Genomic DNA, 23893 nt, shown 5'->3' on the forward strand with positions numbered 1-23893 from the left:
TGATGATTCACAATCCGCGGTACGGGCCGTACGACGGCGGTCCCGATCCGCTGGCGCCTCCGGTAGATCTGCGCGATGCCTTGGCAGCAATCGGCGACGACGTCCTGTCCGGCACGTCGCCGCGCCATGCCCTGCGGGAGCTGCTGCGGCGAGGTAATCGTGACATGCGCGGGCTCGACGACCTTGCCGCCCAGGCGAACCGGCGTCGACGTGAGTTGCTGCGTCGCAACAACCTCGACGGAACTCTCGACGAGGTTCGTAGGCTTCTCGACAAGGCGGTGCTCGAAGAGCGCAAGGAACTGGCACGTGCTCTCGACGACGACGCACGGTTCAACGAAATGCGGATCGAGGAGTTGCCACCGTCGACAGCTCAGGCCGTGCAAGATCTGGCCGATTACAACTGGCGCAGCGAACAGGCTCGCGCGGATTACGAGAAGATCCGTGATCTGCTCGGACGCGAGGTCCTCGATCAGCGATTCTCAGGCATGAAGCAGGCGCTCGAGGGTGCCACCGACGAGGATCGCGAGCAGATTCGTCAGATGCTGGCAGATCTGAATCAACTGCTGGACGCGCACTCTCGGGGCGTCGACACTCCGGAGCAGTTTGCAGAGTTCATGGACAAGCACGGGCAGTACTTCCCGGACAACCCCCGCAACGTCGAGGAACTTCTGGATTCGTTGGCGCAGCGCGCCGCGGCCGCACAACGATTACGGAACTCGCTCTCGCAGGAGCAGCGCGACGAGTTGGATGCGTTGGCACAGCAGGCTTTCGGTGATCCGAGCCTGATGAGTGAACTGGGGCAACTCGACCAGTACCTTCAGGCAGCTCGACCGGGTGAGGACTGGGAAGGCTCGCAACAGTTCCGTGGCGACAACGGAATGGGTTTGGGTGAGGGAACCGGCGCGCTGCAGGACATTGCCGAGCTGGAATCGTTGGCGGACCAACTGTCGCAGCAGTACGCAGGCGCAGCGCTCGACGACATCGACCCCGAACTGCTCGCGCGGCAACTCGGCGACGAAGCCGCCGCTGACGCCCGCACTCTGGCCGATCTCGAAAAGGCTTTGCAGGAACAGGGTTTCTTCGATCGCGCACCGGACGGTCAATGGCGCCTGTCGCCCAAGGCCATGCGGCAGCTCGGGCAGACTGCTCTGCGCGACGTCGCCGGGCAACTGTCGTCACGAACCGGTCAACGCGATACTCGTCGGGCCGGTGCGATGGGTGAACCGACCGGAGCTTCCCGCGAATGGGAATTCGGGGACACCGAACCGTGGGACGTCACGAGAACGATCACCAACGCCGTCCTGCGTGACCCGGGCCGAATGCCGGTGCGGCTGAGCGTCGTCGATGTCGAGGTGGCCGAAACCGAACAGCGTAGTCAGGCTGCCGTGGCTCTATTGGTGGACACGTCGTTCTCGATGGTCATGGAGGATCGCTGGGTTCCGATGAAGCGAACCGCTCTGGCGCTCAATCACCTGGTGAGTACGCGATTTCGTAGCGACGAGCTGCAGTTGATCGCCTTCGGACGCCACGCGCACGTACTGACTCCGTCTGAGCTCGCCGGTTTGGACGGCGCGTGGGACCAGGGAACCAACCTGCATCATGCACTCTTGTTGGCGGCCAGGCATCTTCGACGCCACTCCAACGCACAGCCGGTGGTACTGATCGTCACCGACGGTGAGCCGACGGCTCACCTCGAAGCGGACGGAGAAGCCAGGTTCGACTACCCGCCGAGTGCGCGAACCCTCGGTTTGACGGTTCGAGCACTCGACGCGGTGGCCAGGCTGGGCGCCAAGGTCACGTTCTTCCGGCTCGGTGACGATCCAGGCCTGGCCAAGGTGGTCGACCGGATGGCGCACCGCGTGGGTGGGCGCGTCATCGCGCCGGACCTGGACGGCCTCGGCGCTGCCGTCGTGAGTGACTACATGCGAGGTCGCCGCTAGTTCTGTTCAGCGGGCTGATGCTGGGTGATGCAGTGGATGCCGCCGCCACGTTCGAACAGCGGCCTCGCGTCGACGGTGACGACGGTGCGCCCGGGGTAAGCGGCTGACAGGATCCGGGCCGCTTCGGCATCGGCAGGATCGCCGAAGCTGCAGGCGATCACTCCGCGATTCACCACGAGATGGTTGATGTAGCTGTAGTCGACGAATCCCTCGTCGTCGCGCAGGATCTCGGGCGCAGGTACCCGGATGACCTTCCACGGCCGGCCGCCGACGTCGGTCGAGCGTTCGAACAACTCGATGATTGTCTTGCTGACGGCGTAGTCGGGGTGCACCGGATTGCGTTGGTCGTGGACGAGTACCACTCCGGGGGAAGAGATTGCCGCGACGATGTCGACGTGTCCGCGGGTTCCGTAGGTCTCCTGATCGCGGGTCAATCCGCGGGGAAGCCAGATAACGTGCTTGGCTCCGATGGTGCGGGCGAGTTCGGCTTCGATCTCCGCCTTCGTCAGTTCGGGGTTTCGTCCCGGATCGAGTTGGACGGTTTCGGTGACCAGTACAGTGCCGAGGCCGTCGACCTGAATTCCGCCGCCCTCGTTGACGATTGGTGAGTCGACCAACTGGGCCCCGGACTGCTCGACGACAAACCTGCCGATCTTCGAGTCCTTGTCCCACTGCGCCCAATCCTGTGCGCCCCACCCGTTGAACACCCAGTCGACTCCGCCGAGGCGGCCCTCGTCGGATAGAACGAACGTCGGCCCGATGTCGCGCATCCATGCGTCGTCGAGAGGCGCCTCGACGATGTCTACCTTCTCGGACAGGTACTTTCGCGCTTCTTCGACCTCGGCGGGATCGACGACGACGGTGACCGGCTCGAATTCGGCGACGGCGTGTGCAACTGCAGCCCACGTCGAGCGAGCTTCGTGTTGTTCTTCCGCGGTGTCCCCGAGGGAGTATCCGGCGCTGGGGTACGCCATCCAGGTACGTTCGTGCGGTTCGCTTTCCGCGGGCATGCGCCAGGTCATCGCTTGGCTCCCGCAGTGTTCACCGGTGCGGTCAGAGTCGAGTAGGTGTCCGGACGACGCGTTGCCAGGAATGGGAACAGTGCCAGCCAGTCTTCACGGTGCTGCAGGTCGAGATCGGCGACCAGCACGGCGGATTCGTCGCGGGGAGCCTGAACGAGGATGCGTCCGTACGGGTCCGAGATGAAGGAAGAACCATAGAAGGTGATGAGGCCTTCACTGCCGTGGCGATTGGGGACAACCATGAACGTGCCGTTCGCGATCCCGTTTCCGACGATCACCTGCTGCCACAGTGGCTGGGTGTCGAAGTTCGGGTGATCAGGCTCCGAACCGATCGCCGTCGGATACACCAGAACCTGTGCACCGGCGAGGGAGTACGCACGAGCGACCTCGGGAAACCACTCGTCCCAGCACGTCGGGAGTCCAAACTTGGCGCCGAGCGCCTCGTGAACGGGGTATGCGTCCTCGGACGGACCGCCCCGGAAGTACGTGTCCTCGTAGTACCCGGCCGTCACCGGAATGTGGAGCTTGCGGGTACGAGCGAGAAGCTCCCCTCCGGGGGAGACGAGGATCGCGGTGTTGAATCCCAGTCCGTCCTCGGCTTCGCTGCGCTCGTACAGCGATGCATGAACGAGGACCTGGTTCTCGGCGGCGGCCTTGGCAGCGAAGGTGAGAGTGGGTCCGGTGAGCAGGTCTTCGGCTTCGCGTCCGGGATTGTCCCCGGCAGGGGTGGAGGCGGGGTAGCGGCTGAGCGTCAACTCCGGAAGGAACACCACTGCCGCTCCCAGTTTCGCTGCGGATGCGATGCCCTCACTCAGTTCGGCGCGGAGGTCGTTCTGGTCTGCGTGCCAGCGATGTTGGACGAGACCTACTCGCAATGGGGCAGACGTGGAGGGTGAAGTCGCGGCCAGGGACTCGGGGGGAGTGAGGGCGGTGATCGTCAGCATGGGTTTCCTCGGTGCTCGGTATTCGACGTTCAACGTAAAACGAATGTGATTCGTTAAGTATGGTGGGTGAGCGCTGATTGATCAAGGCCTTTCGGGGAATTGTTTTCCGGCGCCAGTACCAGCGTTCGAAAAGAGAACGGTTCGGCCCACCACAGGAGGACACATGCCGCGGCCACCGCAACGACTGCTCTCACCGGAGATCATCACCGAGGCAGCGATCGAGTCGGTGGACGAGTCCGGCGACTTCACGATGCCTGGACTCGCCGCAAGGCTGAAGGTTCGACCCTCGTCGCTCTACAACCACGTTTCCGGACGAGCCGAGATCGTCGAACTGATGAGGGCTCAACTGATGGCAGGAATCGACGTGCAGTCGGCCTCGGGGACCTGGAGTGAGACCGTCGCGGCGCTGGCAGCCGAGTACCGGCGAAGCTACGCCGCGCATCCTCGTCTGATTCCGCTCTTCACTGCGCAGACAGTGCAGGCCGGTGTGGCTTTCACCCTGTACAACGCATTGGCGCAGGCATTTGCCGATGGTGGCTTCGACCCGGCTGAAACACTGCACGCGATCACGACCGTCGACAGTTTTGTTCTCGGTTCGGCCTTGGACCTGGCGGCGCCGGACGTCCAGTGGGCGTCGGGGCCCGAAGCCAACGACGCGATGAAGGCGGCGTTGGCAACGTCCGGGAAGAATCCCGAACGTGCCGACGCCGCCTTCGAATTCGGCTTGCGGGTGTTGATGGCGGGCCTGATCGCGCAGGCTCCCGAAACCGCTGTCTCCTAGGACACGCTGAGGTCGTTCTCGTCGCGCAAAGCTTCCGTGTCGCGGTTGAGGGTCTTGCCCTCGAAGAACTCGGGATTGCGCACTCGCATGACCATCATCAGGACCGCGCCGAGGATGAGGATTCCGAAGCCGAGGAAGAAGACCAGGCCGATACCGCCGATGGATGCTCCACTGGCGTTGTCCGGATTCATACTCTCCTGGACCGATATGACGAACACCGCAAACAGCATGAGACCACCGATGAGCGGGAACGCGAGCCGGAAGACGAAGTTTCGCACGCTGTCGAACACTGTCTTGCGGAAGTACCACACGCACGCGAATGCCGTGATGCCGTAGTACCAGCAGATCATGATGCCGAGTGCGGCGATCGTGTCGAGCAGTGCACTTTCGGACAGGAACGTGACAACGCTGTAGAACACTGCGGTCACCGCGCCGGCCACGACTGTGGCGTACGACGGCACCAGGAAGCGAGGGGAGACCTCGGCGAGTTTCTTGGGGAAGGCTCCGTACGCGCCCATGGCGAGCATGGTTCGTGCGGCGGGCAGAAACGTGGTCTGCAGGCTGGCGACGGAGGAGACGAAGACGGCGAGGAACAGGAGCATTCCGCCCCAGTTGCCCAGGACCGGGTCGGCGAGGGCGCCGAAGACGTTCTCGGAGTTGTCGGGATTGCCGAGGCCGAGGCCTTCCTCGCCGACGCCCGCGTACATCATCGCGGCCACGGCGACCAACAGGTAGGTCAGGAGAATGGTTGCGACACAGAGCAAACCGGCACGGCCCGGGGTCTTTTTCGGGTTCTTCGACTCCTCGCCCAGTGTGAGACAGGTATCCCAGCCCCAGAACGCGAAGATCGATCCGGTGAGTCCGATGACAAATGCGCCGATCGCGAGTCCGCTGAACGGGTTGAACCAACTCAGGTCGAAGGACAATCCGGCCGGGGCATCGCCGGCACCGACGTGAACCAGTGCAACGACGGCGAAGACGACGAGCAGCACCATCTGGAAACCGACGAGCGCGAACTGCACGCGCTCGCTGGTGGTGATTCCTCGACTGGCAATCCAGGTGGCCAAGGCGATGAACACCAGGGTGGTGCCGACGTTGACGAACTTGTTGCCCGGTAGATCGGCGATGGAGGGATTGTCGACCACTCGCGCTATGAACAGATAGAAGAAGTCGACGGCAATGGCCGCGAGGTTCGAGAGCACGATGATGGTGGCGATCACCATGCCCCAGCCGCACATCCAGCCGACGTACGGTCCGAATGCCTTGGTGGACCACGTGAATGACGCTCCGCAGTCAGGAGTGTCGGAGTTCAGTTCGCGGTACGCGTACGCGGTGAGGAACATCGGGATGAAGCCGGCGATGAAGATGGCGGGCATCTTGAGACCGACCGCAGCGACGATCAATCCGATGCTGGCCGTCAGGGTGTAACCCGGTGCCACGGAGGAGATTCCGAGCACCGCGCCGGAGATCATGCCGATCTTGCCGGTGGCGAGGCCTTTGGAACTCAGTTCGGTGCTGGTCATGACAGTGCCTCCGGCTGGGTGAATTCGTGCTTGGGCACTACGACCATGGGAACGGGCAACACGCGCAGCATCTTGGCGGCGGTGGAACCCAGGAAAAGTTTGCGGGGCTGGGCGAGGCGACTTGAACCGACCATCACGAGATCGCCGTCCTGCCAGTCCAGTTGACGCACTGCCGATTCCACGGTGGACCCGTCGGCGATGATGACCTCGATGGGGAACTCCGCGGGGAGCGCGGCTCTTGCGACGTCGAGTGTGTCCTGAGCGTGATTTCGTGCACGCTCCCTGGCCGACTCAGCGGTGTCGCGATGATCGCGCAGATCGTTCTGGGGGTCGAGCGCCACGAGAGAGACCAGTCGCAGCGGAACCTGCATCAGTTCGCTGGCGCGCACGGCGGTGTTCAAGACGATGTCGGCGCCGACGCGGGTGCCGAGTGCACAGGTGACCTCTCGTATTGCAGTGGCCGCCGAGTGCCGCGTTCCGCGAGGGGCCAGTGCTACCGGGACGTGGGCGGAGTGCAGCAGTTCGGTCGAGACCGAACCTATCGCGTGACGGCCGAGCAGACCGTCGCCGGAAGCGCCCACCACGATCGCCAGCGCGTTCAGTCGGTCCACCTCGTCGAGCAGGCCCTGAGCAAACGACTCGTGGAAGCTCAGGTGTACTTCCACCTGGATGTCTTCGGGCACCGACGCTTTCGCTTCGGCGAGCCAATCGTGTGCACGTGCGGCGAGGATGTCGTCGTAGCCGGCTTCCGAAGGAACCTTGGCCGGCAGTGTCCGATCCGGTGGGAGGACCATGCAGATGTCGAGTTGCGCGCCGAGACTGCGCGCGAGCTGGGCCCCGAGGACCAGCCCGTCTTTACCGCTGGGTGTGGCGAGGTATCCGACGATAAGGCGCATGGTGGCTCTTTTCCGGATTGGAGGAATCTGCTGTGCGCCTTTATTAACCGCGGGGGGTTAATAAAGGCGCACAGCAGGAGGGGCGGCGACTCAGTCGTGCGAACTCATGACGTGCTTGAGACGGGTGTAGTCCTCGACTCCGTAGGCCGAGAGATCCTTGCCGTAACCGGAGTACTTGAAGCCGCCGTGCGGCATCTCGGCGACGAGCGGGATGTGGCAGTTGATCCATACCGCACCGAAGTCGAGAGCAGCGGAGACACGTTGCGTGACACCGTGATCCTTGGTCCAGATGCTCGAGGCCAGGCCGAACCGAACGTCGTTGGCAAGCGTGATCGCCTCCTTCTCGTCGGAGAAGCTCTGGACTGTGAGGATAGGACCGAAAGTCTCTTCCTGCACGATGTCGTCTGATTGCGCGACGCCGGTGATGACGGTCGGCTCGAAGAAGAATCCGGTTTCGCCCGAACGCTTTCCGCCGGTAACGATCTTGGCCGACGCCGGCAGGTTCGCGATCTTGTCGCTCACGGCGTTGAAGTGGTTGATGTTGTTGAGCGGGCCGTAGAAGGCATCAGGATCGGAAGGCGCTCCGGGTCGCAGCTTTTCGGCGTTACGCACGAGAGCTTCGACGAGCTGATCGTGGATGGATTCGTGAACGATCACGCGGGTGGCCGCGGTGCAATCCTGGCCGCCGTTGAAGAATGCTGCCTCAGCGATGCCGGTGGCAGTCTTCTCGATGTCGACGTCGCCGAAGACGATCGCCGGGGCTTTGCCGCCCAATTCGAGGTGTGCACGCTTGAGCTGCTGCGCCGCGGACACGGCGACAGCGATGCCTGCCCGTACCGAACCGGTGATGGAGACGAGACCGAGGGCCGGGTTCTCCACCAACGTCGCGCCGGTTCCGCCGTTGCCGAGGACGACGTTCAACACACCGTCCGGCAGGATGCCCTTCGAGAGCTTCGCCAGGACCAACGTGCTGCCGGGTGTGGTGTCGCTGGGCTTGAGGACGATCGTGTTGCCGGCTGCGAGCGCGGGCCCGATCTTCCACAGCGCCATCATGAACGGGTAGTTCCAGGGAGTGACCTGACCGACGACGCCGATCGGCTCACGGCGGACGTACGAGGTGAAACCTTCCATGTACTCTCCGGCAGCCTTGCCCTCGAGAAGGCGTGCGGCGCCGGCGAAGAACCGCATCTGATCGGCTCCGACCTTGACCTCTTCGTCGGCGATCATCTGGTGGGCCTGGCCGGTGTTGGCGCTTTCGGCCGCGACGATTTCGTCGCTGTGCGCTTCGATGGCGTCGGCGAGCTTGAGGAGTGCGGCCTGGCGCACGCTCGGAGTGGTCTTGCCCCAGGTCTCGAATGCGCGCTGCGCCGCTTCGACGGCGGCGTCGACGTCTTCCTTGGTGGAGACCGGCGTACGCCCGACCACACTCTCGTCCACGGGGTTGATCAGGTCGAGCGTTTCCGTCGCGGCTGAGGCGACGAATTCACCGTTGATGTAGTTCTCGAGTACGACGATCGACATCGGTACCGGTTCCTCTCGAGGTCGAACGAGTTCCGGCCGAGGTGATCGGCACGGAACTCGCACTTTGTGGGGCGTGTGTGAGCAAGTGTGCGCTGACTCACAGGTAAAGACAGCTGCCAAAAAGGTGAAATCTTTGATCACCAACGCGCCGAGTTGTACAGTCCAGCGCATGACGATCGCTGTGCGGTGGATGTTGGCGCAGCCGGACCTCGCGCTCGAACTCAAAGGTGGAGCGCAGGGTGTCGGTCGCGAAATCACATTTGCGCACGCCACGGAGTTGCTCGACCCGTTCCGATGGTTGACCGGCGGCGAATTCATCCTCACCACCGGCATTCGACTGCCGTCCACTCAGCAAAAGCGCGGCCGTTATCTCCGGATGCTCGACGCAGCGGGTGTGGCGGCGGTGGGGTTCGGTACCGGACTCTCATACCCCGAGGTCCCGGCCGATCTGGTGGCCGTCGCCGACGAGATCGGGCTGCCGCTGATCGAGGTGCCACTGCCGACGCCCTTTGCCGCCGTCGTCAAACGCGTGATGAGCCGGTTGGCAGAGCAGGAATACGAAGCTGTCCTTCGGGCGTCACGGGCGCAACCGCGGATGACGCGCGCAGTCATTTCCGGTGGGACTGCTGCGACCGTGCGTGAACTGGCGATCGCGACTTCGGCGACGGTGCTCCTGCTCGACGTCGCAGGACGGGTTCTCGAGAGCTCACCTCAACTGCCGACCGACGACGTGATCGGCGAACTGCGAGCAACTCTCGGGGGCGGTGCGTCCAGCAGCGTGACGCTTGCACGTTCCGGAGCGTCCATCGCCGTGCAGCAGATCAGTGTCGGGCGTACGCCGTACGGATATCTGGCGGTCATCAGTGCGTCCGCCCTCAGCTACGTTGATCAGATACTTCTCGGTCACGCGAACTCTTTGCTGGCGTTGGACTTCGAGAAACCCGCCCGCCTGCGCGCCACTCAGGATCAGTTGAATTCGCATGCCCTCGGACTGCTGCTCACCGAAGACCGCGACCCGGCGCCGGCGTGGCAACAGATCCGCCAAGCCGCCGACGGCGAGGGAATGATCCGTGGCCTGACAGTTCTTGCCGACACGTCCGACGTCGCGGGACGCGTCGCAGTCGAGATTGCCGAGTTCATGAACAAGGCAGGGCGGCAGTTGTTCTCGCGGATCAACGACACTCGCGTCACGGTGCTGCTGCGAGGAACCGACGACGTCGCGTTCGCCCGAGAGCTACTGAGCGGGGTATCGAGGTCGGATCTACGCTCACTTCGCGTCGGCCTGAGCGCGCGACGCGTGGTCGCGGCGCTGGCGGTCGCAGTCGAACAGTCCCAGCTGTGTGCGTCTGCGGCGGAAATCGGCGGTGAGCCTTTGGAATTCGCGGCGCTGACCGGGAGTGTGCTGCTGTCTTTCGATTCCACCCGTGAAGTGCTCAACACACTGGCGGAAACGATGATCACTCCGATCGAGGATTACGACCGTGACAACGGCACCGAACTGCTGGCGTCGTTGCGGGCGTTCCTCGAGGCCAACGGGCATTGGGAGGCGGCAGCCATCACGATGGGCGTTCACCGACACACGCTGCGAAGCCGAATGGCGAAGGTGGAGAGCCTGATCGACTGTCGGCTGGAAGTTGCGAGAGTTCGTGCGGAACTGCTGCTCTCGATCATTGCCCGGCAGTCGTGACTGCCGGGCAATGATCGAGACTTGGCAAAGCGGCCGTCAGGCCTTGCTGCGGGCGATGATGTCGGCGGCGGTTCGCTGACCCATCCGGACGGCGCCGTCGACGTGCTGATACCCCTCAGCCGCGATGTCGGAACACGAGAAGTGAATCGGGCCGACGGGCGTGCGGGAATCCGCGCCGTAGCGGTGCAGGCCACCGAGGTCGAAGCTCGCCGCGTAGGCACCGCGTGTCCATTCCTCCGAGCCCCAGTCGGATTCGTAGTACACAACCGGCTCTTCCGCTTTCGGGCCCAGGTAGCGGGCGAGTGAGGCCAGAATCGTAGCCTTACGCTCCTCGGCGGAAAGCTCGAACATGGCGTCGGCCTTCTCGTCGGAGACGAAAGCGACCAGGGTGCCGCGATCGTCCTCGTGGTTGGTGTTGTCGTACACCTCCTGCACTACCTCGGACGCGCCGAAACCGGTGCCGGACAGGCCGTCTTCACGCCAGAAAGGCGTCTCGTACACGGCGTGCACCTTGATGACGAGGCCGAGGGACTGGTGCTGGTGCATCTGGTGCTGACGGCGCGGCAGCGGGGGATCGTAGGAGATCCGGGAGTAGAGGTTGGGCGGTACAGCCAGGATGACCCGGCTTGCCTCGACACGAACATCGCCGTCCGCCAACACCGTTGCGCCGGATTCGTTCCACTGCACCGTACGCACGGGCGCGTTGAGGAAGACGTCGTCACCGAGCGCCTCTGCCATACGGATGGATACCTGCTGCATTCCGCCGACAACGCGCTTGTCGAGGATGAAGTCCTCGTCGACGAGGTGGGAGAACGAACCAGCGGAGGCGGCCATCAGTACTGCCTGCAGAGCGGAGAACGAGTGGGCGGGCTTGGTGAGCATGCCGCCGGCGATGAAGAGGCCGATGTTGTCGCGCGCCTCGGCGTCGTCGGACTGGTTGATCAGCCACTGCTTGAACGAGACGGTGTCGAGATCGCGGGCGAGGGGGTGTGCCCACGGCTCCTCCGCGCCGATCTGCGCTGCGAGATCGTCCATCTCGTCGATGAGACGGTCCATCTCCTTCTTCGTGGTCTCGTTCGTGGGGAAGGAATCACCCGTGTACTGCGTCCGCTCACCCGCTGACGAGATGTAGACGGATTCGCCCTCTCGGTAGCGCTCGAACGTCGTGAGGCCGAGCTCGTCGAGCAAGGAGATCAGCGCGGTCTGGTCCGGGGAGACCCACTGGCCGCCGATTTCCAGGACTGCGCCGTCGATGGTGTCGGTCCACGTGCGGCCGCCGACACGATCGCGTGCTTCGATCACGGCGACGGACAAGCCGGCCTTGCGCAGCGCGGTTGCCGCTGCCAGGCCAGAGGGGCCGGCGCCGACAATTGCAACGTCTCTCTGGAGAGTAGGCACTTGCGAGCTCCTTCATGTTGAGCACCGCTCGAGTCGAAAAGCTGCCGACGAGCGAGTGAACGGTTGTCGGTTTTCAGTCTGTCCTGAGGAGACGCACGCCACACCTGACGAAACGGAGTGTTCGATCGTCGAACTTGTGCCGTTTAGGCGCGCGGCTAGCCGTTGATGACGTGACGATCGCCGAGCGGTCGGCTCAGCGGGACGTCCAAGCTGCCGAACACGGCAACCAAAATGCACATCTTGTCCGCGGCCTCGGGCAGTGCCCCGGTTCGCAGAGTGACGATCACCGTCGTATCAGTCTCTTCGACGGCTGCGTACGCGCCGTAGCACTCCGGAGTGCCCGTCACGAAGTGGACGGCCACCGTGTGATCGTCGACCTCGGACCACGATTCGAACATCGTGGCCGTTGCACCCACGATGTCGGTGCGACTGTCGAACTCCGTGCCCATCTCGCTGTCGTCGACCTCGTCGGGAACGGGCGTTCCGAGCGACCAGTCGGCGGGACTCGCTTCGTTGGCCGCCATCGGATTCGGTGCGGCAACCGGCCCGGTTGTCTGGGCCCCGACGGAGCATCCGGCCAAAGCAAGGCAGGCCAGAACGGCGAGGGTTAGTACACGCATGGATCCACCGTAACCCTGCTCAAGCGAGTAGTGCCGTGACCAGCGCAATTGCCGGAATCGACGCCAAAGTGGTGACAAAGGCGCTGTCTCGGGCGAGGACCATTCCGCGCCGGTAGCGGCTTGCGTAGATGAAGACGTTCTGCGCAGTCGGCAAGGTCGAGACGACCACGATGGCGAACAACTGATGGCCGTCGATGCCGAGGAGGAAATGCGCCATCAGGTAGGCCAACACAGGTTGGACGACGATTTTGAGCGTCGACGCCAGCGCGACGTCGCGGCGCGGACTCGAGCCCTTCTCCAGCACCCGCACGCCGTACAGCGAGAGCCCGAATGCCAACAGCGCTCCGGGGACCGACGTGGCGCCGATCAATTCGAAAGGCTGCATCAGCGGCCGGGGCGGTGACCAACCGACCAACGCGACGATCAATCCCGCTGCACCCGCGAGCACGATCGGGTTCTTGAACGGGGCGGTGACGGTGTCGATCAACGAGAGCTTCTCGGCATTCTCGCCGCGAAGCGCCGTCAGATCGAGGATCGTCAAAGCGATCGGGGAGTAGACGACGATCTGGAACAGCAGGAGCGGGGCAACGAACGTGGCATCACCGAGTACGAATACCGCGATCGGGATTCCGAGGTTTGCCGAATTCACGTATGACGCGGACAGTGCGCCGATAGTCAGTTCGGGCAGCGGCCGATTGAGCCAGATCTTCGCAACGAGAACGTACAGAGCGCCGACTACAAAGGCCGTGGCCGACGCAACCGCGAGCGTCGGCGAGAAGATCACCGACAGATCGGACGACGCGAGCGTGGTGAACAGCAAGGCGGGCGTCGCGACGAAGAAGACGAGTCGACCGAGAACGAACTGTCCTTGGCTACCGAGGGTGCCGAGTCGGCCGAGGAGATACCCGACCGCGATGACAACAAAAATTACGGTGAAACCCGCAACAACTCCCGACACGCTGCGGGCACCTCTCGACTGGAATGAACGACTTCGAGAAATCTTAGTCCGGGCAACAAAAAGGCCGCGCAGTCGAGTGACTGCGCGGCCTCTTCGGTACTTCTACGTGTGACTACCGTGCGGCGGTGAAGGGGAGCAACGCCATTTCGCGTGCGTTCTTCACTGCAACGGCGACCTGACGCTGCTGCTGCGGGGTCAGGCCCGTGACGCGACGGCTGCGGATCTTGCCGCGGTCCGAGATGAACGTGCGAAGCAAGTTGATGTCCTTGTAATCGACATGCGTGATCTTCGCTGCGAACAACGGGTTCTTCTTGGGCTTACGACCCTCTACGGGGCGTGGCTTCTTCGACGGTGAACGCTTGACTGCCATCCGACTTCCTTACCAGCTCGACTTGTGTACGCCAGGCAGTTCCCCACGGTGCGCCATTTCTCGCACGCGAATCCGGGAGAGCCCGAACTTCCGCAGGTGGCCGCGCGGACGTCCATCCGCAGCGTCTCGATTGCGCAATCGTACCGGACTGGCGTCGCGTGGTAGACGTTGCAGGGTCGCTTGGGCCTTCGCGCGCTCCTCGGGCGAGCTTTTCGGGGAGCGGATCGCCTCCTTGAGAGCGGATCGCTGCTCCGCGTACCGCTCGACGATGACCCGTCGCTGGTTGTTCTTGGCGATCTTCGACTTCTTGGCCATGCCTACTTCTCTTCTCGGAAATCGACGTGCTTTCGCAGCACCGGGTCGTACTTCTTCAGCACGAGTCGATCGGGGTCGTTGCGACGGTTCTTGCGGGTCACGTACGTGTACCCGGTGCCCGCGGTGGACTTGAGTTTCACGATCGGGCGGATCTCGTTGCGCGCCATCTGCTCAGACCTTCTCGCCGCGGGCGCGGATCCGGGCGACGACGGATTCGATGCCGTCGCGGTCGATCGTCTTGATCCCCTTGGTCGAGAGCGTGAGCGTGATGCGGCGGCCCTCGCTGGGCAGCACGTAGGTCTTGCGCTGGATGTTCGGGTTCCAGCGACGATTCGAACGCTTGTGGGAGTGCGAGACGGATTTTCCGAACCCCGGCACACGTCCGGTCACTTGGCAGTGAGCCGACATGGGTGTTCCTTTCAACTTGCAGATGACAATCGTTTTCGACAATGCGGTGAGATCAATGTAGCGTTCAACCTCGGTAATGACAATCATTCCCAGAAAGGTCCGCTGTGAACACGATCCTGGACGGCAGGACTCCGCTGGTCCTGGTCGCCGGCATGAGCGAATCCACCCCACACACCGCACGAGCGTTGCTGCGAACCGGAACTGTTCTGGTCCATCACGACCTGAGTCACGTCCGTGAAGGAGTCGTCCGGCGGACGGTCACCTCGATGACCGGGAGTGCCGGGTCTGCCAGCACTGTGTCCGAGCACGAGACGATCCTCGAGCTCGCCCACGGCTGCGTCTCCTGCACCCTGCGGGAAGACCTGCTGCCGCTGCTGCGCCGGCTTCACTCGCACAGTTCGGTCCAGCGGATCGTCTTGCTGCTGGACCGCCAACTCGAACCCGAAGCGCTGTGCTGGGCGATCGAGCACGTCGTCGTGACCGGCGTCGTCGGCCAACTCGACGGACCGGCACAGCGCGACGTCCGCGTCGACGCCGTCGTGACGTGCATCGACGCGCAGACCTGGCTCGCCGACGCGACGGGCGACGAAGCTCTCGACGACGACCGCACCCTGGCTCAGGTCGTCGTCGGGCAGGTCGACTTCGCCGACGCGCTCGTCCTGCGCGGGTCCGACGGACTCGACGGCTGGCAGCGGTCCCGCCTGAACGCGGTTCTCGCGCGCATCGCTCCGCGGGTACCCGTCTTCGATGAGGGAGACGACATCGAGGCACTGCTCCTCGAGGTGCCGACGGATGCGCGCCGCGGTGAACTGGCCGACGCACATTCACCGTTGCTGCGTCGCCAGCCGCCGCTCGACGACGACGGCGGAGTGATGCTGGTCGAGTTCACCGCGAACCGGCCGTTCCACCCCGGGCGTCTGCACGAGGCGATCGACGTCCTGCTCGAAGGCGTCGTGTACTCCCGGGGGCGCGTCTGGGTGGCGACGCAACCGGGTGAAGCGCTCTGGCTCGAATCGGCCGGCGGTGGCTTGCGAGTTGCGAGCGCAGACACCTGGCTGGCCGCGATGACGCCGGAGCAACGAGAGCGCGTTCCGGCCGAGCGCCGTGCCCTCGCCGCTCTGAAATGGGACGAGCGTTTCGGTGATCGCGACACCTCGATGGTCGTTCTGACCTGCGGTGCCAACCCGCTCGAGATCGACCGAACACTGCAGCACGCCTTGGTCACCGACGACGAATTGGCAGACGAAACGTCGTGGGCCACCTGGGAAGACCCGTTCGGTGAGTTCCACGAAGACCCGTGTGACGAATCCGAATCACCTTATGCCGAAACCGAATCAACGCGAGAGGGAAACGAATGAAGAAGCAGATGCACCCCGACTACCACCCGGTGGTGTTCCAGGACGCCAGCACCGGCAAGAGCTTCCTGACCCGATCGACCGTGACGAGTGACCGCACCGTCGAATGGGAAGACGGCGGCACGTACCCGCTGCTGGTCGTCGATGTCACGAGCGACTCGCAACCGTTCTGGACCGGAGCGCAACGCGTGATGGACACCGCAGGACGCGTCGAGAAGTTCGAGCGTCGCTACGGAAAGCGCAAGGCGCTCTGATGGCCGTTCCGAAGCGGAAGATGTCCCGCTCCAACACGCGCAGTCGGCGTGCCCAGTGGAAGGCGACGGCGCCCGATCTGGTCGAGGTCACGGCCTTCGGCCAGACCCACCGGGTTCCCCGGCGACTGGTCAAAGCGGTTCGACTCGGGGTGATCGACCCGAGCCGCATCTGACCGTGCGATCCTTGGCCGGTGCTGCTGAGGATCCTCGAACTGGTGGGCATCGTGGCGTTCGCGGCCTCGGGTGCCCTGGTGGGCGTCACCAAGCGACTCGACATCTTCGGGGTGTGCTCGGTGGGTGTGTTCACCGGTATCGGCGGCGGTATCGTCCGCGACGTTCTCCTCGGCGTCCATCCGCCCAGCTCGCTGAGCAGTTGGCCGTACTTCGGAACGGCCGCCGCCACCTCACTCGCCGTGTTCTACCTTCACGAGCCGCTGAATCGACTGCGTCGTGAAATCCTGGCGCTCGACGCACTGGGAATGGGCCTGTTCGCGAGCACCGGCGCCGTCATCGCGCTGGACAACAACGCCAGTTCGCTGGCGGCGACGTTGATCGGTGCGACCGCTGCAATTGGCGGCGGAGTGATCCGCGACGTCCTCGTCAACGAGGTGCCGCTGCTCCTGCACAAGGACCTGTACGCGGTTCCCGCACTGCTCGGCGCTGCGTTGGTGGTCACAGTCTCGCAAGCCGGACTGTCCACCAACGCCGCGCTGGTGTGCGGCACCGCATTCGCCGCAGTGTTCAGACTGCTTGCGTTGTGGCGTCATTGGAGCCTGCCGGGACCCCGTCGAACCCGGGACTGATCGCGACACGCCGGAGCCCGGAATCGGACCCTCTCAGCCGCATCTCAGCACTTCAGTCCAAACTGTCGGTATGCGTATTTTGGTGGTCGACGACGACCGGGCGGTTCGCGAGTCGCTTCGGCGGTCGCTCAGCTTCAACGGCTACACGGTCGAACTCGCGGTCGACGGGCTCGACGCTCTCGAGAAGATCCTCGCCAACCGGCCCGACGCCGTCGTTCTCGACGTCATGATGCCGCGACTCGACGGACTCGAAGTGTGCCGCCGACTGCGCAGCGCCGGCGACGACCTACCCATCCTGGTACTCACCGCTCGCGATTCGGTCAGCGAGCGAGTCGCCGGCCTCGACGCCGGAGCCGACGACTACCTGCCCAAGCCTTTCGCCTTGGAAGAACTGCTCGCGCGACTGCGTGCTCTGCTGCGTCGCACCGCACCCGATCTCGACGCCGATTCCGAGATGATGGCGTTCGAGGACCTCACCCTCGACCCGGTCACCCGCGAGGTCAAGCGCGGCGAACGATCGATCAGCCTCACCCGAACCGAGTTCTCCCTCCTCGAAATGCTCATGGCCAACCCGCGCCGCGTGCTGACCCGTGGACGCATTCTCGAAGAGGTGTGGGGATACGACTTCCCGACGTCCGGCAATGCGCTCGAGGTGTACGTCGGCTACCTGCGTCGTAAAACGGAGGCGGACGGCGAACCGAGGTTGATTCACACTGTCCGCGGAGTCGGCTACGTCCTGCGGGAGACGCCTCCGTGATCACCGCTCCGTTCGGCAAGAACGCCGAACCGAAGAAATCCTCCACCGCCCAAGCGTCCGTCGAAATGCGCCCGCCGATGCCACTGACCCGTTCGGTGTCGCTGCGTTGGCGCGTGACACTGCTCGCTGCGTCGGTGGTGGCCATTGCCGTCGCAGTCATGGCGATCGCGGCGTACGCGGTGGTTTCGCGTGCGCTCTACGCGGACGTCGATCACCAGTTGCGGACCAGAGCAGCGGTGCTCATCGACAGTAATGTCGTGCGCTTCGATCCTCGCTACATCTCCGGCGCGACGCTCTACACCACCGACATCAGTGTTGCCCTGATCTTCTCGGATCTGAGCACGTACCAGCCGCCCGGTTCCGACGTGCCCATCGGTGAAGCCGAAGATGCCGTTGCGCGGGGCGAATCGGATTCCTCGCTCCGAACCGTCGACGGCCAGCGTGTGCTGGCCCAACGAACCCATGACGGAAGCACTTTGGTGATCGGGCAGCGGCTCGCGCCGACCGTTGCGGTACTGGACCGTCTGGCCTGGGTGCTCTTCGTGGTCGGCGGGTGTGGCGTCATTCTCGCGGCGGTGGCGGGTACTACCGTGGGCCGCACCGGTTTACGGCCTATTGCCAGGCTGACTGCAGCCACCGAACGCGTCGCCCGGACCGACGATCTGACGCAGATCCCCGTGACCGGCAGCGACGAATTGGCGCGCCTGACAGAGAGTTTCAACACGATGCTGCGGGCACTCGCCGAGTCCCGCGAGCGTCAGTCGCGTCTCGTTGCGGACGCCGGACACGAGTTGCGCACACCGCTGACTTCGTTGCGTACCAACATGGAATTGCTCATCGCGTCCAGTCGACCAGGCGCGCCGCAGATTCCCGACGAGGACATGGCCGAACTGCGCGCCGACGTCGTCGCGCAGATCGAGGAACTGTCGACTCTTGTCGGCGACCTCGTCGATCTGGCCCGCGAAGACGCGCCCGAAACCGTGTACGAGCGCGTCGACGTCAGCGACGTCGTCGAGCGGGCGCTCGAGCGAGCACGGCGCAGGCGCAACGAAATCGAGTTCGAGGCGGTCACCACTCCGTGGTACGTCTACGGAGACCAGGCGGGCCTCTCGCGTGCCGTGCTCAACGTCCTCGACAACGCTGCGAAATGGAGCCCGAAGGGCGAACAGGTGCGCGTCGAAATGCGTCCGGTCGGCCAAGGATTGTTGGAATTGACCGTAAGTGATGCGGGACCTGGCATTCCGGAGGAGGATCGGGAGTTGGTGTTCGATCGTTTCTACCGGTCGACCGCGGCTCGGTCCATGCCGGGATCGGGTCTGGGACTTGCGATTGTGCGTCAGGTCGTTGTCAAGCACGGCGGCACCATCGCGATCGACGAATCCGATCGTGGGGGAGCGCTGGTTCGAATCGTGCTTCCCGGCGAACCGGGTCCGAGCGCCGAGTAGCGTGTTCGGGCGGCTGCCCAGGCCCGTCGGTCCCGCGTATCGGTGACCGAGGTCACGGGGTAATGCGTTCGGGCCGAAAGTATTTCGGGCCGAGCCGGCAACACCGGTTTTTCACGTCGAACTCTGGGTAAAGTGACAGGCACGTCTCAGCGCCTTCTCAGCAGCGCAAGGCAGCATTGTCGGCAGAACAGTTGTGACTGCCCGTCCGGTGGTCACCGTAGACGAAAGCGAGCCGATGACCGAGGACCGTAACGTCGGGCCGACCCGGCCCGAGCAGCCCAACAGCGAGCCCACCACCCAGGCGCAGCCGCAGCAGCCTCCTGTGCAGCCGCAGCAGCCGTACCAGCCGACCGAATCCTTTGCCCGGCCCACCGAAGGCCGACCCACCGAAGGCCGACCCACTGAAGGCCGACCCACCGAAAGCTTCGGGCAGGCGCCGCAGCAGCCCACGCAGGCTTTCGGCCACCCGCACGGTGCTCATGAGGCGGCGTACCAGCAGAACGCTCCGTACGGCGCACCCAACCCAGGTGGACCTGGTGGACCCGGCGGCCCGAACGGTCCGGGCGGCCACAATCAGATCCCAGCGCCGCTGCAGGGGCCGAACTCCGGTTCGACCACCACCAAGCCGAAGTCAGGACGCATGGCGCTGGTTGCCGGCGCTCTCGCCCTGGTTCTGGTCAGTGGTGGCGTCGGTGGCGTGGTCGGTGCCGTCGTAGCGGACCGCAACGGTGGAACCGCGACGGTCACCAACTCGCTGAACGCCCCCAAGCCCACTGCCACCAACACGTCCAACGCTCCTGCCGGCTCGGTTCAGGCCGTTGCCTCGAAGGTGGTGCCCAGCGTCGTGCAGATCGAGGTGGCCACCGCGCAGGGACAGGGCGGTGAGGGTTCCGGTGTCATCCTGTCCTCCGACGGCCTGATCCTGACCAACAACCACGTTGCCGGTGCTCAGGGAGCGCAACTTCGCGTCGCGTTCTCCGACGGAACCAAGGCCTCGGCCACCCTGGTCGGTGCCGATCCCGTCTCCGACATCGCCGTGATCAAGGTCGACGGTCGCAACGACCTCACGCCCATCGATCTCGGCAACTCCGGCGACGTCCAGGTCGGACAGCAGGTTGTTGCCGTCGGGTCCCCGCTCGGTCTGGCCGGCACGGTCACCGAAGGCATCATCTCCGCACTCGATCGTCCGGTGTCCACGAGCGGCGAGTCCGGCAACCAGAACACCGTCATCGACGCTCTGCAGACCGACGCAGCGATCAACCCCGGTAACTCCGGTGGTGCCCTCGTGAACATGGACGGCCAGCTGATCGGCATCAACACGGCGATCGCCTCCCTCGGAGCGTCCTCGGGTACCCAGGGCGGCTCCATCGGCCTCGGGTTCGCCATCCCGATCGATCAGGCACGCCGCGTCGCCGACGAGCTGATCAAGACCGGCAAGGCGACCCAGGCCATGATCGGCGTGACCGTGCCGTCGCAGGACAACGCCGACGGCGCAACCGTCATGGATGTCACCGCTGACGGGCCAGCCGCAAAGGCCGGTATCCCGAAGGGCGCAGTCATCACCAAAGTCGACGGTCGTGTTGTCGCAGACGGTGATTCGCTGATCGCGGCAGTGCGTTCGCATGCTCCCGGAGACAAGGTCTCGATCACGTACAGCGACGGCGGGCAGACCAAGACCGTCGATGTCACGTTGGGAACCGCGGCGGCGCAGGGCGGCCGATGATGTTCGGCGATCAGCAGACGATCGACCCGATCTTCGGCCAGATCGCAACGGCGTCGGGATCGGACACTACGGTAGGAGTCATGGAACTCGAAGCCACATCGGCCGGCCGCGCTCTGGTCGTCATCGTCGACGATCGAACAGCCCACGGCGACAACACCGACTCCATCGGTCCTCTGGTCACGGAACTGCTGAACGAAGCGGGTTTTCTCGTCGATGCGACGGTTGCCGTCGCCGCCGACGAAGTGGAAATTCGCAACGCTCTCAACACCGCGGTCATCGGTGGCGTCGACCTCGTCATCTCGGTCGGCGGTACCGGGGTGTCCCCGCGTGACGTCACTCCCGATGTGACCGCCGAGGTTCTCGATCGCGAGATCCCGGGAATTGCCGAAGCACTTCGCGCTTCCGGTCTTTCGGCCGGATCACTCGATGCCGGCTTGTCCCGTGGCCTCGTCGGGGTTTCGGGCAGCACGTTGGTCGCCAACCTGGCGTCGACCAGGCCGGCGATTCGCGACGGCATGGCAACCCTGACGGCACTGGCGAGCCACGTCATCGCCGAGCTGTCCAGCCTCGAGGGCTGAGACGGTTTGCCCGAGCAGCCGGATATCCCGAAGAAGCCGCCAGTCGACAAGAAGCGCCTGGCGCGCATCTTCGGGGACGTCTTTCCCGAGACGACGTCGGACGAGCGGGGTCCGGAAGGATCGTCGCGATCCTCGGACGACGATTGGCTGCGCAGCCAGCGGCCCCCGCACCACGGTGGTTGAGAAGTAAATCAGGCCCTCGGACGCAATGTCCGAGGGCCTGATTTGTTCTGTGGGCACTGCCTATTCGAGCGTCTTGGCGTGCGCTCCCGTGTCGGCGCCGCTGTTGGCGGAGAGGATGTCGCGGATCTGGATGAGCAGATCGGTTTCGCTGGCTTCCTTGTCCTCGGGCTCGGAGACGAACTTCTTCTTCGCCGCATTCGCGGGAACGATGAGGACGAAGTAAACGACCGCCGCGATGATGACGAAGTTGATGATCGCGGTGACCACTGCGCCGAAGTTCAGGAACGTCTCAGAGGTGTCACCCGTCAGCTGAATGCCCCACCCGTATTCGTTGCCGCCGCCGATCGAAGCGACGAGCGGGTTGATGATGTTGCTGGTGAATGCTGTGACGATGGCGGTGAAGGCAGCTCCGATGACCACTGCGACGGCCAGGTCGAGCACGTTTCCGCGAAGCAGGAAATCCTTGAATCCCTTGAGCATGTCGGTGTCCCCTCGAGTCTCCGATGGCAAGTGCCAGATGGTCCGTTGATACCGAACCGACTGGAAAAATCCTAGAGGAGCTTCGGCCGCTTTGTGCGGTCAGCGAAATGTCACGGTGATCGCATTGGACAGAGATGCGGCGGCTACGACGTTGGCCGCCGGTGTCGGCAGGGCCAGCAGAATCACCTGTTCCTGCTGGTTACGTGTACTTTCCGAGGTGGTGACCAGCGCGACGACTGCCCCCGCGGCAAGAATCTGCGGGGCCTTGTCGGCAATTGATTCGTTGGGTGTGTCGGGGCGGGGTGTGTCTGGGCCGACAGTCAGGACGTCGACGACATCGCCGCTGCGCAAAATGTCTGCAACGGCCGCATCGGCGAGTCGAACGGGAACGATGCGGGCGTCGTCGGTGCCCACCGACAACCCGGCCAACCGGGGGCTGAGAACACGCACGTCGGTGACGGTTTCTCCGGAGCGAATCGGGCCGGCAACGGTTCTCCCGACTACCAGGTCGGTATCGGAGACAACTCCTTCGGGAAGGTGTTTCGAGTCGATCTCGCGGACCTCGACATCCGAATCCGCGATCACCTGCCCCGGAGTGAGATCGCGACTCGAGACAACTACGGCGACGGTGTCGGTCGCGGGGTCGCCTCGGAAGAAAAGAACAACGCCGAGTACGGCCAGGACAACGGCTGCGAACTTGCGGACGGTCGCCGAGCGAAATCGTGTGCCGCGTGTCAGTCCGACGAGGCGATCGAAGGTGTTCGGCGTGAGATCGAGTTGGGCGCGCAATGGGTGGGAGCGCCTCGGCGAACGAGAACGTACTGACGGCATTCATGCACGTTAGGGCCGGAAGCGGTGCTTCCGGCCCTAACGATGTGAACCTGTGGACAACCCGGAGGTTGTGGAAATCAGCTTGCGGCAGCCTTCGCGGGCGCCGGCGTGCTGGTCGACGAACTCGAGGTCGAAGAGGAGTCCGACTTGGACTCGGACTTCGCGGCGGGTGCCGAATCGCTCTTGGCCGGCTCGCTCGCTGTTCCGGAGCCGCCGCGGCTGTCGGTGCGGTAGAAGCCGCTGCCCTTGAACACGATGCCAACAGAGTTGAACAGCTTGCGGAGCTTGCCTGAGCAGGCTGGGCAGACCGTCAGCGAATCTTCGCTGAAGGACTGGACGATGTCGAAACGGTTGTCACATTCCGTACATGCGTATGAGTAGGTGGGCACCGGGCTTCCTCCGCACTGTGATGTTCGAGCAGCCGCGTATTTACACCGCAGCCTTTAGCACTCTACAAGTGACAGTGCCAACAGCGCTAATCAGGGATCTATTCCCGCAGATCATTCGCGATGGAGCCGCGCGAGACCGCCGCCCGGCGTCAGTGCCCAGCCCATCGGAATGTCGTGGTCGTCTGCCGGCAAGGTCTCGACGAGTTCGGAGTCTCTGACGAGGGCCACCAGTCGAGTCTGCGAGCCGACCGACCCGAGAGTGCGGTCGTAGAAGCCTGCGCCACGGCCGAGGCGTGTTCCGCGAAAGTCCACCGCGAGTGCAGGGATCAGCATGCATTCCACCTCGGACAGGGTTTCCGGTGGTAGGACGGGTCCGACGGGCTCCCGAATGCCGTACTTCGCCGGGCGCAAACCGTCGGCGCCGCTGTACTGGACCCAGGACAAGGGTCCGGGCTCCCCGGTGATCGGTAGTAGTACTCGCTGGGCGATCTCGGCAACGGCGTCGAGCAAGTCGGTGGATCCGGGTTCGGTGCGAGTGGGGACATACGCACATACCGTTGACCCGTCGACGATCACCGACCGCAGGTGCGTGATCAACGCCGCAGTTTCCGTGTTTCGAGTGTGCTCCGAGACTGCTTCACGGGCTGCGAGTGCGATTTGTCGCCATTGCGCTTTTGTCCGAGGTGTCACCCCGCAACGATATTCGTCTTGC

The 23893-nt window shown here is 64.1% G+C and carries 28 protein-coding genes; 12 read left to right on the plus strand and 16 right to left on the minus strand.

Annotated elements, in window-relative coordinates; all coding sequences use genetic code 11:
* Nucleotides 1-2: 2 nt before the first annotated feature.
* Nucleotides 3-1940: a VWA domain-containing protein gene (locus ACFT1A_RS07230; RefSeq protein ID WP_378446416.1), complete on the plus strand. Its 1938-nt coding sequence runs from the start codon at nt 3-5 to the stop codon at nt 1938-1940.
* Here ACFT1A_RS07230 and ACFT1A_RS07235 read toward each other — a convergent pair.
* Both ACFT1A_RS07235 and ACFT1A_RS07240 read right to left on the minus strand, forming a co-directional pair.
* Nucleotides 1937-2962: an agmatine/peptidylarginine deiminase gene (locus ACFT1A_RS07235; RefSeq protein WP_378446417.1), complete on the minus strand. Its 1026-nt coding sequence runs from the start codon at nt 2960-2962 to the stop codon at nt 1937-1939. The two genes, ACFT1A_RS07230 and ACFT1A_RS07235, sit on opposite strands and share 4 nt — an antisense overlap.
* Nucleotides 2959-3906, minus strand: coding sequence for a nitrilase-related carbon-nitrogen hydrolase (locus ACFT1A_RS07240; RefSeq protein WP_378446418.1), 948 nt, complete (start codon nt 3904-3906; stop codon nt 2959-2961). Before ACFT1A_RS07240 ends, ACFT1A_RS07235 begins: the two co-directional genes overlap by 4 nt.
* A 163-nt stretch (nt 3907-4069) precedes the next feature.
* Here ACFT1A_RS07240 and ACFT1A_RS07245 point away from each other — a divergent pair, with 163 nt between their 5' ends.
* Nucleotides 4070-4687, plus strand: a complete 618-nt coding sequence (locus ACFT1A_RS07245; RefSeq protein ID WP_378446419.1) for a TetR/AcrR family transcriptional regulator C-terminal domain-containing protein — start codon at nt 4070-4072, stop codon at nt 4685-4687.
* Here ACFT1A_RS07245 and ACFT1A_RS07250 read toward each other — a convergent pair.
* From ACFT1A_RS07250 to ACFT1A_RS07260, 3 genes are all read right to left on the minus strand, one after another.
* A complete protein-coding gene (locus ACFT1A_RS07250) occupies nt 4684-6210 on the minus strand; it encodes an APC family permease (protein WP_283302079.1) in 1527 nt (508 codons plus the stop codon). The two genes, ACFT1A_RS07245 and ACFT1A_RS07250, sit on opposite strands and share 4 nt — an antisense overlap.
* The gene (locus ACFT1A_RS07255) at nt 6207-7106 is read right to left on the minus strand and encodes a universal stress protein (RefSeq protein ID WP_007727555.1); all 900 of its coding nucleotides are present in this window, start codon (nt 7104-7106) and stop codon (nt 6207-6209) included. The genes ACFT1A_RS07250 and ACFT1A_RS07255 overlap by 4 nt, the downstream gene beginning before the upstream one ends.
* 90 nt (nt 7107-7196) lie before the next feature.
* A complete protein-coding gene (locus ACFT1A_RS07260; RefSeq protein ID WP_378446420.1) occupies nt 7197-8627 on the minus strand; it encodes a gamma-aminobutyraldehyde dehydrogenase in 1431 nt (476 codons plus the stop codon).
* 169 nt (nt 8628-8796) lie between these two features.
* Here ACFT1A_RS07260 and ACFT1A_RS07265 point away from each other — a divergent pair, with 169 nt between their 5' ends.
* Nucleotides 8797-10314 carry a PucR family transcriptional regulator gene (locus tag ACFT1A_RS07265; RefSeq protein ID WP_378446421.1) on the plus strand — a complete coding sequence of 506 codons (1518 nt, stop codon included), beginning with the start codon at nt 8797-8799 and terminating at the stop codon, nt 10312-10314.
* A gap of 36 nt (nt 10315-10350) precedes the next feature.
* Here ACFT1A_RS07265 and ACFT1A_RS07270 read toward each other — a convergent pair whose 3' ends face one another.
* The 7 genes from ACFT1A_RS07270 to rpmB form a co-directional block, all read right to left on the minus strand.
* On the minus strand, nt 10351-11712 hold the full coding sequence (locus ACFT1A_RS07270) for a flavin monoamine oxidase family protein (protein WP_378446422.1): 1362 nt from the start codon (nt 11710-11712) through the stop codon (nt 10351-10353).
* Between the two features lie 155 nt (nt 11713-11867).
* Nucleotides 11868-12332: a hypothetical protein gene (locus tag ACFT1A_RS07275; RefSeq protein WP_378446423.1), complete on the minus strand. Its 465-nt coding sequence runs from the start codon at nt 12330-12332 to the stop codon at nt 11868-11870.
* Nucleotides 12333-12351: 19 nt separating this feature from the next.
* Nucleotides 12352-13290 (minus strand): AEC family transporter, encoded by a 939-nt coding sequence (locus tag ACFT1A_RS07280; protein WP_378446424.1) that lies wholly within the window; start codon nt 13288-13290, stop codon nt 12352-12354.
* Nucleotides 13291-13402: 112 nt separating this feature from the next.
* Nucleotides 13403-13660 (minus strand): 30S ribosomal protein S18, encoded by a 258-nt coding sequence (gene rpsR / locus ACFT1A_RS07285; RefSeq protein ID WP_003946414.1) that lies wholly within the window; start codon nt 13658-13660, stop codon nt 13403-13405.
* Nucleotides 13661-13669: 9 nt separating this feature from the next.
* Entirely contained in the window at nt 13670-13975 is a 306-nt protein-coding gene (gene rpsN / locus ACFT1A_RS07290) for a 30S ribosomal protein S14 (protein WP_019744735.1), read from the minus strand.
* A gap of 2 nt (nt 13976-13977) precedes the next feature.
* Nucleotides 13978-14142, minus strand: a complete 165-nt coding sequence (gene rpmG, locus ACFT1A_RS07295) for a 50S ribosomal protein L33 (protein WP_003946358.1) — start codon at nt 14140-14142, stop codon at nt 13978-13980.
* Between the two features lie 4 nt (nt 14143-14146).
* Nucleotides 14147-14383: a 50S ribosomal protein L28 gene (gene rpmB / locus ACFT1A_RS07300; RefSeq protein WP_020908631.1), complete on the minus strand. Its 237-nt coding sequence runs from the start codon at nt 14381-14383 to the stop codon at nt 14147-14149.
* A 104-nt stretch (nt 14384-14487) separates the two neighbouring features.
* Here rpmB and mrf point away from each other — a divergent pair, with 104 nt between their 5' ends.
* The 9 genes from mrf (at nt 14488) to ACFT1A_RS07345 (ending at nt 21481) form a co-directional block, all read left to right on the plus strand.
* Nucleotides 14488-15741 carry a ribosome hibernation factor-recruiting GTPase MRF gene (mrf, locus tag ACFT1A_RS07305; protein WP_378446425.1) on the plus strand — a complete coding sequence of 418 codons (1254 nt, stop codon included), beginning with the start codon at nt 14488-14490 and terminating at the stop codon, nt 15739-15741.
* Nucleotides 15738-15992 carry a type B 50S ribosomal protein L31 gene (locus tag ACFT1A_RS07310; RefSeq protein ID WP_378446426.1) on the plus strand — a complete coding sequence of 85 codons (255 nt, stop codon included), beginning with the start codon at nt 15738-15740 and terminating at the stop codon, nt 15990-15992. The genes mrf and ACFT1A_RS07310 overlap by 4 nt, the downstream gene beginning before the upstream one ends.
* On the plus strand, nt 15992-16165 hold the full coding sequence (gene rpmF, locus ACFT1A_RS07315) for a 50S ribosomal protein L32 (protein ID WP_007727540.1): 174 nt from the start codon (nt 15992-15994) through the stop codon (nt 16163-16165). The genes ACFT1A_RS07310 and rpmF overlap by 1 nt, the downstream gene beginning before the upstream one ends.
* Nucleotides 16166-16183: 18 nt before the next feature.
* On the plus strand, nt 16184-16795 hold the full coding sequence (locus ACFT1A_RS07320; RefSeq protein ID WP_003946409.1) for a trimeric intracellular cation channel family protein: 612 nt from the start codon (nt 16184-16186) through the stop codon (nt 16793-16795).
* Nucleotides 16796-16865: 70 nt separating this feature from the next.
* Complete coding sequence (locus ACFT1A_RS07325) at nt 16866-17552, plus strand: response regulator transcription factor (protein WP_003946387.1); 687 nt, start codon at nt 16866-16868, stop codon at nt 17550-17552.
* A gap of 65 nt (nt 17553-17617) precedes the next feature.
* The gene (locus tag ACFT1A_RS07330; protein ID WP_020908630.1) at nt 17618-18997 is read left to right on the plus strand and encodes a HAMP domain-containing sensor histidine kinase; all 1380 of its coding nucleotides are present in this window, start codon (nt 17618-17620) and stop codon (nt 18995-18997) included.
* A gap of 235 nt (nt 18998-19232) precedes the next feature.
* Nucleotides 19233-20720 carry a S1C family serine protease gene (locus ACFT1A_RS07335; RefSeq protein WP_378446427.1) on the plus strand — a complete coding sequence of 496 codons (1488 nt, stop codon included), beginning with the start codon at nt 19233-19235 and terminating at the stop codon, nt 20718-20720.
* 80 nt (nt 20721-20800) lie between these two features.
* A complete protein-coding gene (locus ACFT1A_RS07340) occupies nt 20801-21298 on the plus strand; it encodes a molybdenum cofactor biosynthesis protein B (RefSeq protein WP_283303020.1) in 498 nt (165 codons plus the stop codon).
* A 6-nt stretch (nt 21299-21304) separates the two neighbouring features.
* Nucleotides 21305-21481, plus strand: a complete 177-nt coding sequence (locus ACFT1A_RS07345; protein WP_230814328.1) for a hypothetical protein — start codon at nt 21305-21307, stop codon at nt 21479-21481.
* Nucleotides 21482-21541: 60 nt separating this feature from the next.
* Here ACFT1A_RS07345 and mscL read toward each other — a convergent pair whose 3' ends face one another.
* The 4 genes from mscL to ACFT1A_RS07365 form a co-directional block, all read right to left on the minus strand.
* The gene (mscL, locus tag ACFT1A_RS07350; protein WP_317554387.1) at nt 21542-21961 is read right to left on the minus strand and encodes a large conductance mechanosensitive channel protein MscL; all 420 of its coding nucleotides are present in this window, start codon (nt 21959-21961) and stop codon (nt 21542-21544) included.
* A gap of 99 nt (nt 21962-22060) precedes the next feature.
* Complete coding sequence (locus ACFT1A_RS07355; protein WP_378446428.1) at nt 22061-22792, minus strand: SAF domain-containing protein; 732 nt, start codon at nt 22790-22792, stop codon at nt 22061-22063.
* Between the two features lie 77 nt (nt 22793-22869).
* Nucleotides 22870-23181 carry an FmdB family zinc ribbon protein gene (locus tag ACFT1A_RS07360; protein WP_003946378.1) on the minus strand — a complete coding sequence of 104 codons (312 nt, stop codon included), beginning with the start codon at nt 23179-23181 and terminating at the stop codon, nt 22870-22872.
* 111 nt (nt 23182-23292) lie between these two features.
* Entirely contained in the window at nt 23293-23871 is a 579-nt protein-coding gene (locus ACFT1A_RS07365; RefSeq protein WP_378446429.1) for a 5-formyltetrahydrofolate cyclo-ligase, read from the minus strand.
* Nucleotides 23872-23893 lie beyond the last annotated feature (22 nt).

The sequence above is a fragment of the Rhodococcus sp. NPDC057135 genome (assembly GCF_042670865.1).
In the GTDB taxonomy this organism is placed as follows: Bacteria; Actinomycetota; Actinomycetes; order Mycobacteriales; family Mycobacteriaceae; genus Rhodococcus_F.

Excerpts from the sequence above, each read along its gene's own strand:
- ACFT1A_RS07230 (WP_378446416.1), top strand. The coding sequence starts at position 3 with ATGATTCACAATCCGCGGTACGGGCCGTACGACGGCGGTCCCGATCCG.
- ACFT1A_RS07235 (WP_378446417.1), bottom strand. The coding sequence starts at position 2,962 with ATGACCTGGCGCATGCCCGCGGAAAGCGAACCGCACGAACGTACCTGG.
- ACFT1A_RS07240 (WP_378446418.1), bottom strand. The coding sequence starts at position 3,906 with ATGCTGACGATCACCGCCCTCACTCCCCCCGAGTCCCTGGCCGCGACT.
- ACFT1A_RS07245 (WP_378446419.1), top strand. The coding sequence starts at position 4,070 with ATGCCGCGGCCACCGCAACGACTGCTCTCACCGGAGATCATCACCGAG.
- ACFT1A_RS07250 (WP_283302079.1), bottom strand. The coding sequence starts at position 6,210 with ATGACCAGCACCGAACTGAGTTCCAAAGGCCTCGCCACCGGCAAGATC.
- ACFT1A_RS07255 (WP_007727555.1), bottom strand. The coding sequence starts at position 7,106 with ATGCGCCTTATCGTCGGATACCTCGCCACACCCAGCGGTAAAGACGGG.
- ACFT1A_RS07260 (WP_378446420.1), bottom strand. The coding sequence starts at position 8,627 with ATGTCGATCGTCGTACTCGAGAACTACATCAACGGTGAATTCGTCGCC.
- ACFT1A_RS07265 (WP_378446421.1), top strand. The coding sequence starts at position 8,797 with ATGACGATCGCTGTGCGGTGGATGTTGGCGCAGCCGGACCTCGCGCTC.
- ACFT1A_RS07275 (WP_378446423.1), bottom strand. The coding sequence starts at position 12,332 with ATGCGTGTACTAACCCTCGCCGTTCTGGCCTGCCTTGCTTTGGCCGGA.
- rpsR (WP_003946414.1), bottom strand. The coding sequence starts at position 13,660 with ATGGCAGTCAAGCGTTCACCGTCGAAGAAGCCACGCCCCGTAGAGGGT.
- rpsN (WP_019744735.1), bottom strand. The coding sequence starts at position 13,975 with ATGGCCAAGAAGTCGAAGATCGCCAAGAACAACCAGCGACGGGTCATC.
- rpmG (WP_003946358.1), bottom strand. The coding sequence starts at position 14,142 with ATGGCGCGCAACGAGATCCGCCCGATCGTGAAACTCAAGTCCACCGCG.
- rpmB (WP_020908631.1), bottom strand. The coding sequence starts at position 14,383 with ATGTCGGCTCACTGCCAAGTGACCGGACGTGTGCCGGGGTTCGGAAAA.
- ACFT1A_RS07310 (WP_378446426.1), top strand. The coding sequence starts at position 15,738 with ATGAAGAAGCAGATGCACCCCGACTACCACCCGGTGGTGTTCCAGGAC.
- rpmF (WP_007727540.1), top strand. The coding sequence starts at position 15,992 with ATGGCCGTTCCGAAGCGGAAGATGTCCCGCTCCAACACGCGCAGTCGG.
- ACFT1A_RS07325 (WP_003946387.1), top strand. The coding sequence starts at position 16,866 with ATGCGTATTTTGGTGGTCGACGACGACCGGGCGGTTCGCGAGTCGCTT.
- ACFT1A_RS07330 (WP_020908630.1), top strand. The coding sequence starts at position 17,618 with ATGCGCCCGCCGATGCCACTGACCCGTTCGGTGTCGCTGCGTTGGCGC.
- ACFT1A_RS07335 (WP_378446427.1), top strand. The coding sequence starts at position 19,233 with ATGACCGAGGACCGTAACGTCGGGCCGACCCGGCCCGAGCAGCCCAAC.
- ACFT1A_RS07340 (WP_283303020.1), top strand. The coding sequence starts at position 20,801 with ATGGAACTCGAAGCCACATCGGCCGGCCGCGCTCTGGTCGTCATCGTC.
- mscL (WP_317554387.1), bottom strand. The coding sequence starts at position 21,961 with ATGCTCAAGGGATTCAAGGATTTCCTGCTTCGCGGAAACGTGCTCGAC.
- ACFT1A_RS07355 (WP_378446428.1), bottom strand. The coding sequence starts at position 22,792 with ATGCCGTCAGTACGTTCTCGTTCGCCGAGGCGCTCCCACCCATTGCGC.